Raw genomic sequence first — 8,706 nt, forward strand, 5'->3', positions numbered from 1 at the left:
CTCAAACATCTCTGTTTAAGATCGTTCGTCTTCTGACCAGAACTTAAGCTTGGCTTTTGTTCTGTCCGTTTTACCTTTAGTTAGGTTGTTTTGTTCTCTGAATATTCTTTTTGGAATTTTCAGGGTTGCATTACTATTTTATTGTCAAAGTGCTTTGTCTTGGCGTGTCGCTCAAGGCTCAGTTAGATTATCATGCTGCAAATATAAAGTCAACACCTTTTTTTATTTTTTTTTAAATTTTTTATTTGGACACATTTCCATATATTATTACACGGCCAAAGAGCCATGCAAACAGGCATCCGTATCCGTTATGAGCTCATTTATTAAGTCCTTAACGCTTACTATACTGTTGACCTTTGACGCATTCTCACCACAGAAGAATAATCCTTCTTCCTTATTCCCTAATGCAGCAGAAATAAGTGCACGGCTTATGCAATAAGGAATCTTATCTCCTTTTGGGCATGCAGTAAGACAATTGTTACATGTTTTTGCAAAGAAGCTCTTGCCATTATCAAGATTTTTCAAAAACTGAGAATAAACCGCTCTGGCAGGCATACCAACCGGACTTTTTATTATTCGGATATCTTCTTCCTTAGATTCAACAATGACCTGCTTAAATGCATCATCAGCATCACATTCATTTGTAGCTATGAAACGTGTACCGATTTGTACCCCATCAGCACCTGCTTCGATAGCTTCAGCGATGTCCTTGCCGTCAAATATACCTCCGCCAAGAAATATCTTTATTGTTTTCTTAAGTTCCTCTTCAAAAGGCTTAATCACTTCTTTTACTTCTTTTAAAATTTGCAGATTATCCTGGCATGTACTATTACCAAGATCATTAGCAGAAAACCCAAGATGCCCACCGGCTTTATGACCCTCTATTACTATAAAGTCTGGAAGTATACCTGCCCTTTTCACAAATGTCTTGCATAAAAGCTGAGCTGCCCTCTTACTTGAAACTATAGGTGCAAACAGCGTCTGACTTCCTTTTACAAGATCACCCAAATTTAATGGAAGTCCGGCTCCGGATATGATGGCATCAGCGCCTGCAGATATGGCAGCTTTTACCGTTTCCTCATAATGACTGACAGCTACCATGATGTTTACTCCGATAAGTCCATTACCCTGGGAGATTTCTTTTGCCTTTTTTATATGTGCTTTAAGAGCCCGAATATTTGCTTCAAAAGGATTTGTTAAAAAGTCAGGCTCCTTAAATCCAATATTTACTGAACTAATAACCCCCATGCATCCTTCCTTAGCTACATTACCTGCCAGTTCAGAAAGTGAAACACCTACTCCCATTCCTCCCTGAATAATTCCATGCACTAACTCTTTACCACCAATATTCATACCCTATACGCTCCATCCGAAAATATACTTAAACAAATTATAGTTAAATTCTTTTGAGATAATATAATAAAAAAAGGCGGTTGTCAATTACAACCGCACTGCCCATCTCATCTTTGTTGATTTGCTTCGGGGATTCATTTTGCATTCCTCTGCTGATGGTCTTGTAACATCATTGGATATCTGGCTATAAATTCCGAGCTTTTTATACTCTTTGAATGATTTTTTTACCAGTCTGTCTTCGCCTGAATGAAATGTCAGTATTGCTACTCTTCCACCCGGATTAAGGATTTTGGGGAGTTTTTCCAAAAAGGTATATAGCACTTCAAACTCACTGTTAACATCGATTCTAAGTGCCTGAAAAACCCTTGCACAACTCTTCTTTATTGTCTGATTCTTTTCAGGCTCCGGAACCTTCCAAAGTGCTTGTTCTATTGCACTTCTCAGAGCCGTTGTTGTACTCATAGGATCTCCATTTCTCATAAGAGAAAAGACTTTGTCAGCTATCTCCGTAGCATAAGGCTCATCAGAATTTTCCACCATCATTCCGATAAATTCCTCTTTTGATATGTTATGAAGACGCTCAGCTGCGGATTCCCCGTGATTTGGGTCAAGCCTAAGATCCAGGGGCCCATCAATTTTATATGAAAAGCCACGTTTGGGATCATCTATCTGCATAGATGAAACTCCCAAATCCGCAAGTACAAAATCAAATTTTCCCGTTTCTTTCTCTAATTCATCAATATTGGCAAAATTCAATAATCGAAACTTGAACATATCCTCACCAAATCCAGCTTTTCTTAACCTTTCAACCGTTTTTTCAGATTCAATGGGATCAACGTCTAATCCGTAAATACAGCCCTTACCTTCAAGTGCCTCCAGCATTTTCCTTGTGTGTCCACCGTAGCCAAGGGTACAATCAAGTCCCTTCTCTCCGGGTTTTATCTTAAGAACATCAAGTATTTCATTAACCATTATAGATATGTGCATTCCAGCAGGTGTTGAGCCTTTTTCTATAACATGCTGAATCACGTCCGCATATTTTTCAGGATTCTGTTCCTTGTACTTTTCCTCAAATTTCCTGGGATATTTTCCTGAATAATGTACTCTGCGTTTATGCTCTTTTCCTTCTAAATCGCTCACGTATCATTCTCCTCCTGATTTTCGATTGTGAAGTCTTCCATATATGAGGCGTAATCGATCATTTTATCCATTTCGTCTTTATTATCCAAAATGTATCCTATACGCTGACACCATATTACATATAATATATTAATTATCTTTTCAGGATCATATCCCATTTTATTGAGTACTTCACGTTCTTTTTCCAAATCCTCATGAAAATTGATGAATTCGGGATCATCCATCAATTGAGCCTTTGCAATATTTATATAATTGTTAATCTGAAGAATATCCATAATCCATTCCCCTTTTATAAGTCTTTCGTGCCGTTTTAAATAACGTGCGTATTTTATTTTCACTCATGTTTTCAAAGTAAGTCATCTGTTAAATTATATCATCATTCACAAATGTATTATTCAAAATCTGTTTTCCTTTACATTATTTATCTGCATGTTCCGGTAAAGATTCCAGTATTTGTGCCAATTGAGCATAAAATGGTCGAACATTTATCCTTTTTGTAAGTCCCCCCTGTAAAGACATATGATCACCGGTAAATGTGGGCATGACATACCACACTCCGGGCGTAAGTGTACTTCCTTCTTCATATAATGATGATTTGGAACCTATTGGAGCTTTTGCAGATTCTTCATTTACAAGTCCATCATTCGCTCTCCAGGATTCATCGATGTAAAATCCACCGGCAGTTGTTCCGGTGTATTTACTCATATAAATAGCTCCCTTCATAAATATTGTCTCTGTTTTATCAGGATCGGGATTTACTTCACCATTCTCATCTATAATAGTCGATGCACAGGGATAAGCCAAATAATATACATCGTCAAATGTTGTGATTTTTCTATTTAATTCAAGTGCATTATCTATATGCATGTCAAAAGATGCATAATCCCAGGATTCTCTTCCATCCATATCAGCTTTGGTAAAGGTTAATCCCCAGTATGGAATAAATTCATTGCGAAGTTCATAGTTCCCCCACCCTGACAATCCATGAACAAAATAAATTTAGCATTCGTCTTCATCGGTTTATGATATCCTATAAGGAGTGAGTAAATTAAGCACTCTTGCCATTATTTAATCCTCGCTTCCAAAAGTAGCCCGCTTTTGTACAAAGCTCAATTCCATGTACGCAGGCATACCAATCAATAAAATAAAAAAGTTTATTATATTGATTACATTTGACAAAATATAATTGTCACTCTTACAGTAATACTATCATACGAGAAAAATGCTTGATATTTATAAAAATATTGAAAATAAACAATAAATAATTTTTTAGAAATACGGACATCATAAAGAAATGAACATAACTGATAACATTATTGATATTTACATCATAAATACAAGTACCGTTGAAGATGAGACTGAACGTGTACTACCTATGATTGCGCCTCATTATGCCAGGAAATATGAAAAAGCAAAAGTGACAAACGTAAAACTGCAGGAATTATGTGCGGGATTTTTACTATATAAATGTCTGGGTATAAATAAAGATGAGCAGCTTACCATAAGTGAATATGGAAAACCATCATTAAATGTACAATCTATAGAAAAACGCACGCAATTTAGCCTTTCCCATAGCGATCATTATGTTATCCTTGCAGTATCGGATACTCCTGTAGGAGTAGATATTGAGCGGGCTGATAGAGTAACGCTTCCTATATTAAAGCGTGTTCTCCCTTCAGTCTATTATGAAAAATTGAAAAAAAAGATGTTTCCCCCTGAAATCGGGTTTGAAAACGATGATCAACTAATGTATGCAAAATATTGGACTTCTGTTGAGGCGATTCTTAAAGCAACCGGTACTGGCTTTATTACAGATCCCAGAAGTAATCCAAATCTCATGGATGAATGGTATTTGAAGAGTTCTGTACTTGAAAAGCATTTCGTAATGAGCTGTGCCTCAAGAACTCCTTTTTCCATCAACACGGTTCTAATCGAATCCATATGATCTATTATTACGCGATAGCACATGTATTTCATGTGTTCGATAATAGACGCTATTCTTTTTATCGATAATATGTGTCCGCTAATTATTTGTAATACATTGATATTTTTCTGTGTATTACATATTTTTTATAGCTATCATCTCTGACTATTCCGCCAATGAAACATTCTCCATTCTGAATTTCGATCCGGGTTATCAAGGTGCATGCCTGTATAATATCTGTTTTCTTTTTTCCACCTTCTGTATAACTGTCAACAAATTGAAACTGGATAGTTTTTAATTCTTTGACAATTTCTTCCAACTCCGGGGTAATATGAAATTTAATGCCTATACTTTCTTCACTTAAATTAGTAACCGTTCCCTTGATCTCTGCACTATGTCCTTCCAGGAAAAGAAGGACCATATTACCCAGCTCAATTCGGTCATAGTTTCTTCTATCACGCATAATAAAGTTTCCTTTTTTAGATTATTGTAGCATCAATTATCTAAATATTCTAAAAATATGCAATTAATATTATGTAAAGTTTACTGTATAATCAAAATATAATATTCTTTAAATAAGCTCTCCAAAAACTTTATATACCTGCACATTGAGGAGTATATTATATTATTATATGAGTTTACATAATAAGTAGTAATTATCATTGAATTGCCTATTTACCTTGTATTATAATAGGTAATAGAGAATGGAGGTTTTTATTATGTTTTCTACTAAAGGAAGATATGCTTTACGCGTAATGATAGATTTAGCCCAGCAACACAGTGAGGACTACATACCGTTAAAGGATATCGCTGAAAGACAGGGCATTTCAAAAAAATATTTAGAGATCATTGCCAAGGAACTTGTTAAAGGTAAGCTTCTTGAAGGCGCAAGCGGAAAACATGGCGGCTATCGGCTTACACGATTACCTGATGAATATTCTGTTGGTGAGATCATTGAACTTATGGAAGGTACTTTTGCACCTGTAGCATGCCTTGAAAAGGATGCGAAAGAATGTCCGCGAAAAAATGAATGCACTACTCTTCCCATGTGGAATGAGTTTTATGAATTGGAAAAAAACTTCTTCTACAATAAAAAATTGAGCAATATTATGTGATTTACATTACTTTTATGATATAAACACATTACAAAATTAATCTAATTCTAAAAAAAACATTAAATTTGTCATCTTGCAATAACGCGTCAAAGTGGTAAAGTGTTCCCTAAGTTATAAAGATACATTATGTAAACAAAGGGGACGCATATGACTTTAACAGACGTGTTTTTGCAGGAGCTTCTTCGCCGATATCAGGCAAATTTCGACATTACCGAAAATTTCACATTAGGAGACACTACATATCCTGCTTACGCTTGGTTTTATTCACTTAGCGAGAAATATGTTCTTAAGAAGGAAGCTACTCTTTGGGCTATCAAAGCCTTTGAGCATGTTCTTTTCTCCAAGGTCGACTCCGTTTCAGAAGATACACTTGATGATATTATGACTACCATCACAAATGAAGCTGAACCGATTCTTGTAAGAAAAAATGAGAAATATCCGGAAAAGGATCATATGTGTACTTATATAACATTTATTGTAGTTTCTTCAAAAGATCCGGATGAAATAGCACAGAAAAAAATAAGAAAATTTCATTTTGATAAAGGATATTTATTCAATTTTCGCGGTCATAGCGAGGCACGTCTTGCCGTAATCTCAATGGAGAGTGGCAACGTGTGGACTAACTATTCCGGACGCGATATCAAACCGCTTCTTACCGATGCTTATTCAATATCTTCTGATATTGTTAAACATAAAAATATGTCTACAGCTGACGTATTAATCAAATCTGTCAGTTGATATACCCAATGGGGATTTTAAGGAGGAAAAAGTTATGAACGCAGCAGTATTACTTATTGTTAGCGTAGCAATCCTGATCGCCGGATATGTATTCTATGGCGGCTGGCTTGCTAAACAGTGGGGGATTGATCCTAGTCGTAAGACTCCGGCTCATGAGCTGGAAGATGGAATGGATTACGTTCCTGCAAAAACACCTGTCCTTATGGGACATCATTTTTCATCAATCGCGGGTGCAGGCCCTATAAACGGACCGATTCAGGCAGCTGTTTTTGGTTGGGTTCCGGTATTACTCTGGGTACTTATCGGAGGAATTTTCTTTGGCGGTGTACATGATTTTGGTGCATTATTTGCATCTCTTCGTCATAAAGGTCAGTCCATTGGAGAGATAATTGACGATTCCATGGGAAGAACAGCTAAAAAGTTATTCCTTACATTTGGATATCTTACTCTTCTTCTGGTTGTAGCCGCATTCAGTTCTATAGTTGCAAGCACTTTCGGCATTACTACTTCTGCCGGAGCTGCTGTTGAAGGTGCAGCTTTAGCTGCTAACAAGTCAACAGCAATGATCTCTATTCTTTTTATACTTCTTGCCATTGTTTTTGGTTACTTTGTTTATAGAAAGAACGCACCGGTCAGCATAGCTTCTATCGCCGGTTGTCTGGGAATTGCAGCAATCGTTGCAATAGGTCTTAATTTCCATCCTATTGCTCTCACATACAATACATGGATGTGGGTTTTGGGTGCATATATTCTTGTTGCTTCAGTAACACCTGTATGGGTACTTTTGCAACCTAGAGATTATCTGAGCTCATTTCTTCTTTATTTTATGATAGCTGCAGGTATAATCGCAGTATTAGGCGCTGTTTTTACAGGTCATGGTCATTTTGCAGTTCCTGCGATGGGTGATGCATCCCTTAAGGGCACCGGTGTATTTACTACCGGCACAGCATTCCCTGCTTTATTTGTAACTATAGCATGTGGTGCAATTTCAGGATTCCATTCACTTGTTTCCTCAGGAACAAGTGCGAAACAGCTGGATAATGAGAAGAATGCTCTTCCTGTTTCATATGGTTCTATGCTTATAGAATGTATGGTCGCAGTAATTTCACTTTGCGCGATTGGATTTGTTTGGACTTCTGCTGCAGACGGCACTTATGCAAGCCCTACACAGGTATTTGCAGGTGGATTATCTGCTATGATTGGAAGCTTTGCTCCCGGTGCACAGAATATCATGTATCAGCTGCTTATCCTTGCAGTTTCAGTATTCTGCCTTACATCATTAGATACAGCAACCCGTCTTGCAAGATATATGTTCCAGGAATTTTTCCTTGAACAGGGTCAGACTGTGAAGGATGTAACAGGTTATAAAAAAGTGCTGGCAAATCCTTACGTAGCAACAGTAATAACAGTTGTTCTCGGTGTAAGCCTTGGTATGACAGGATATACAAAGATATGGCCTTTGTTTGGAGCTGCAAATCAGTTATTAGCAGCTATAGGTCTTATTGCAGTCTGCACATGGCTTGGAGCTGTTGGTAAAAACAACAAGATGTTCTATATTCCCATGGTATTTATGCTTGCAGTAACAATTTGCTCACTTGTTCAGACTATTACTGCTAAAATATCAGCATACACTTCCGGAGCAGCTGATATTTGGGCACTTATTCAGGCAGGCATTGCAACATTACTTGTAGTTCTTTCACTGGTACTTGCAAGTATTGCAGCCAAGGTTCTCTATAACCAGTTTATAACAAAAACAAAAGAGAGCCGCGATGAAAAAGCAGCATAAAATAATGCCAACAAAGCTTTATTGCTAATTCAGTTTATAATAAAAAGACCCGTTTTCGAAAGTACTCGAAAACGGGTCTTTTATATGCTCTTAATGCTCTTTTAATTCTGCCTCTATAGCGTAAGTAAGCTGATCAGGACATGATGTGTTTTTATATCCGCATTTTATTCCACGAAGCTTATCTATCGCATCCTCAGCCTTCATTCCTACGACAAGTCTTGAAATTCCTTGCAGATTACCATTGCAGCCTCTTGTAAATTCTACATTTTTTATTATTCCATTTTCTGTTTCAACATCTATGTATGTTGCACATGTGCCTTCTGTCTTATATTTCATAATCTTCTCTCACTCGTATAATATTTTTAGATACATTAAATGTACCTTGATAACTTAATAAATATTTGTTCAATAGGCTTAGTTAAGCCCATGATATAATTGTCCCCGTGTCAATCAGGTAATAGTTCTATTATCTCCTGTTGAACCAGAAATGGTTGCTTCAATTAAAAGTCTGTTCCCCTGACATGGAAGTTAGCTTCAAACCGGCTGGCTGTTTGCTTAAGTGCATGGACGACCATCTAGCAGTGTGGTTTCGCATCTGTCCATCTTAAGCTGGATTCTTATATGCGAGGGTGTCGATGCTCCATGATCAT

10 protein-coding genes are annotated in these 8,706 nt (G+C 36.9%); 4 read left to right on the forward strand and 6 right to left on the reverse strand.

Annotation, left to right across the window (positions count from 1 at the left end; translation table 11 throughout):
* Window positions 1-267: 267 nt before the first annotated feature.
* From T501_RS18915 to T501_RS18930, 4 genes are all read right to left on the reverse strand, one after another.
* Window positions 268-1,353 carry an NAD(P)H-dependent flavin oxidoreductase gene (locus tag T501_RS18915; protein ID WP_044917029.1) on the reverse strand — a complete coding sequence of 362 codons (1,086 nt, stop codon included), beginning with the start codon at window positions 1,351-1,353 and terminating at the stop codon, window positions 268-270.
* A gap of 87 nt (window positions 1,354-1,440) precedes the next feature.
* Window positions 1,441-2,493, reverse strand: coding sequence for a 16S rRNA (cytosine(1402)-N(4))-methyltransferase RsmH (gene rsmH / locus T501_RS18920; protein WP_044917030.1), 1,053 nt, complete (start codon window positions 2,491-2,493; stop codon window positions 1,441-1,443).
* On the reverse strand, window positions 2,490-2,768 hold the full coding sequence (locus T501_RS18925) for a hypothetical protein (protein WP_026511827.1): 279 nt from the start codon (window positions 2,766-2,768) through the stop codon (window positions 2,490-2,492). The genes rsmH and T501_RS18925 overlap by 4 nt, the downstream gene beginning before the upstream one ends.
* A 142-nt stretch (window positions 2,769-2,910) precedes the next feature.
* A complete protein-coding gene (locus tag T501_RS18930) occupies window positions 2,911-3,474 on the reverse strand; it encodes a lipase-like domain-containing protein (RefSeq protein WP_155994945.1) in 564 nt (187 codons plus the stop codon).
* A gap of 313 nt (window positions 3,475-3,787) precedes the next feature.
* Here T501_RS18930 and T501_RS20540 point away from each other — a divergent pair, with 313 nt between their 5' ends.
* Complete coding sequence (locus tag T501_RS20540) at window positions 3,788-4,438, forward strand: 4'-phosphopantetheinyl transferase family protein (RefSeq protein ID WP_049945941.1); 651 nt, start codon at window positions 3,788-3,790, stop codon at window positions 4,436-4,438.
* An 82-nt stretch (window positions 4,439-4,520) separates the two neighbouring features.
* On the opposite strand, the gene T501_RS18940 is transcribed toward T501_RS20540, so the two are convergent.
* Window positions 4,521-4,880 (reverse strand): hypothetical protein, encoded by a 360-nt coding sequence (locus T501_RS18940; protein WP_026511829.1) that lies wholly within the window; start codon window positions 4,878-4,880, stop codon window positions 4,521-4,523.
* Window positions 4,881-5,136: 256 nt separating this feature from the next.
* On the opposite strand from T501_RS18940, the gene T501_RS18945 reads away from it, so the two are divergent.
* The 3 genes from T501_RS18945 (at window position 5,137) to T501_RS18955 (ending at window position 8,056) form a co-directional block, all read left to right on the forward strand.
* Complete coding sequence (locus tag T501_RS18945) at window positions 5,137-5,532, forward strand: RrF2 family transcriptional regulator (protein WP_044917032.1); 396 nt, start codon at window positions 5,137-5,139, stop codon at window positions 5,530-5,532.
* Window positions 5,533-5,679: 147 nt separating this feature from the next.
* Window positions 5,680-6,270, forward strand: coding sequence for a DUF8052 family protein (locus T501_RS18950; protein ID WP_050008416.1), 591 nt, complete (start codon window positions 5,680-5,682; stop codon window positions 6,268-6,270).
* A gap of 34 nt (window positions 6,271-6,304) precedes the next feature.
* Window positions 6,305-8,056 carry a carbon starvation CstA family protein gene (locus T501_RS18955; protein ID WP_044917033.1) on the forward strand — a complete coding sequence of 584 codons (1,752 nt, stop codon included), beginning with the start codon at window positions 6,305-6,307 and terminating at the stop codon, window positions 8,054-8,056.
* A gap of 90 nt (window positions 8,057-8,146) precedes the next feature.
* Here the strand turns inward: T501_RS18955 and T501_RS18960 are convergent, their stop codons facing one another.
* Window positions 8,147-8,392 carry a TIGR03905 family TSCPD domain-containing protein gene (locus T501_RS18960; RefSeq protein ID WP_026511832.1) on the reverse strand — a complete coding sequence of 82 codons (246 nt, stop codon included), beginning with the start codon at window positions 8,390-8,392 and terminating at the stop codon, window positions 8,147-8,149.
* Between the last annotated feature and the right edge of the window lie 314 nt (window positions 8,393-8,706).

Source organism: Butyrivibrio sp. WCE2006, assembly GCF_000701985.1.
GTDB lineage: Bacteria > Bacillota > Clostridia > Lachnospirales > Lachnospiraceae > Butyrivibrio.

What these genes read in the sequence shown, in the direction of transcription:
- T501_RS18915 (WP_044917029.1), bottom strand. Translation starts at nt 1,353, where the DNA reads ATGAATATTGGTGGTAAAGAGTTAGTGCATGGAATTATTCAGGGAGGA.
- T501_RS18925 (WP_026511827.1), bottom strand. Translation starts at nt 2,768, where the DNA reads ATGGATATTCTTCAGATTAACAATTATATAAATATTGCAAAGGCTCAA.
- T501_RS20540 (WP_049945941.1), top strand. Translation starts at nt 3,788, where the DNA reads ATGAACATAACTGATAACATTATTGATATTTACATCATAAATACAAGT.
- T501_RS18940 (WP_026511829.1), bottom strand. Translation starts at nt 4,880, where the DNA reads ATGCGTGATAGAAGAAACTATGACCGAATTGAGCTGGGTAATATGGTC.
- T501_RS18945 (WP_044917032.1), top strand. Translation starts at nt 5,137, where the DNA reads ATGTTTTCTACTAAAGGAAGATATGCTTTACGCGTAATGATAGATTTA.
- T501_RS18950 (WP_050008416.1), top strand. Translation starts at nt 5,680, where the DNA reads ATGACTTTAACAGACGTGTTTTTGCAGGAGCTTCTTCGCCGATATCAG.
- T501_RS18955 (WP_044917033.1), top strand. Translation starts at nt 6,305, where the DNA reads ATGAACGCAGCAGTATTACTTATTGTTAGCGTAGCAATCCTGATCGCC.
- T501_RS18960 (WP_026511832.1), bottom strand. Translation starts at nt 8,392, where the DNA reads ATGAAATATAAGACAGAAGGCACATGTGCAACATACATAGATGTTGAA.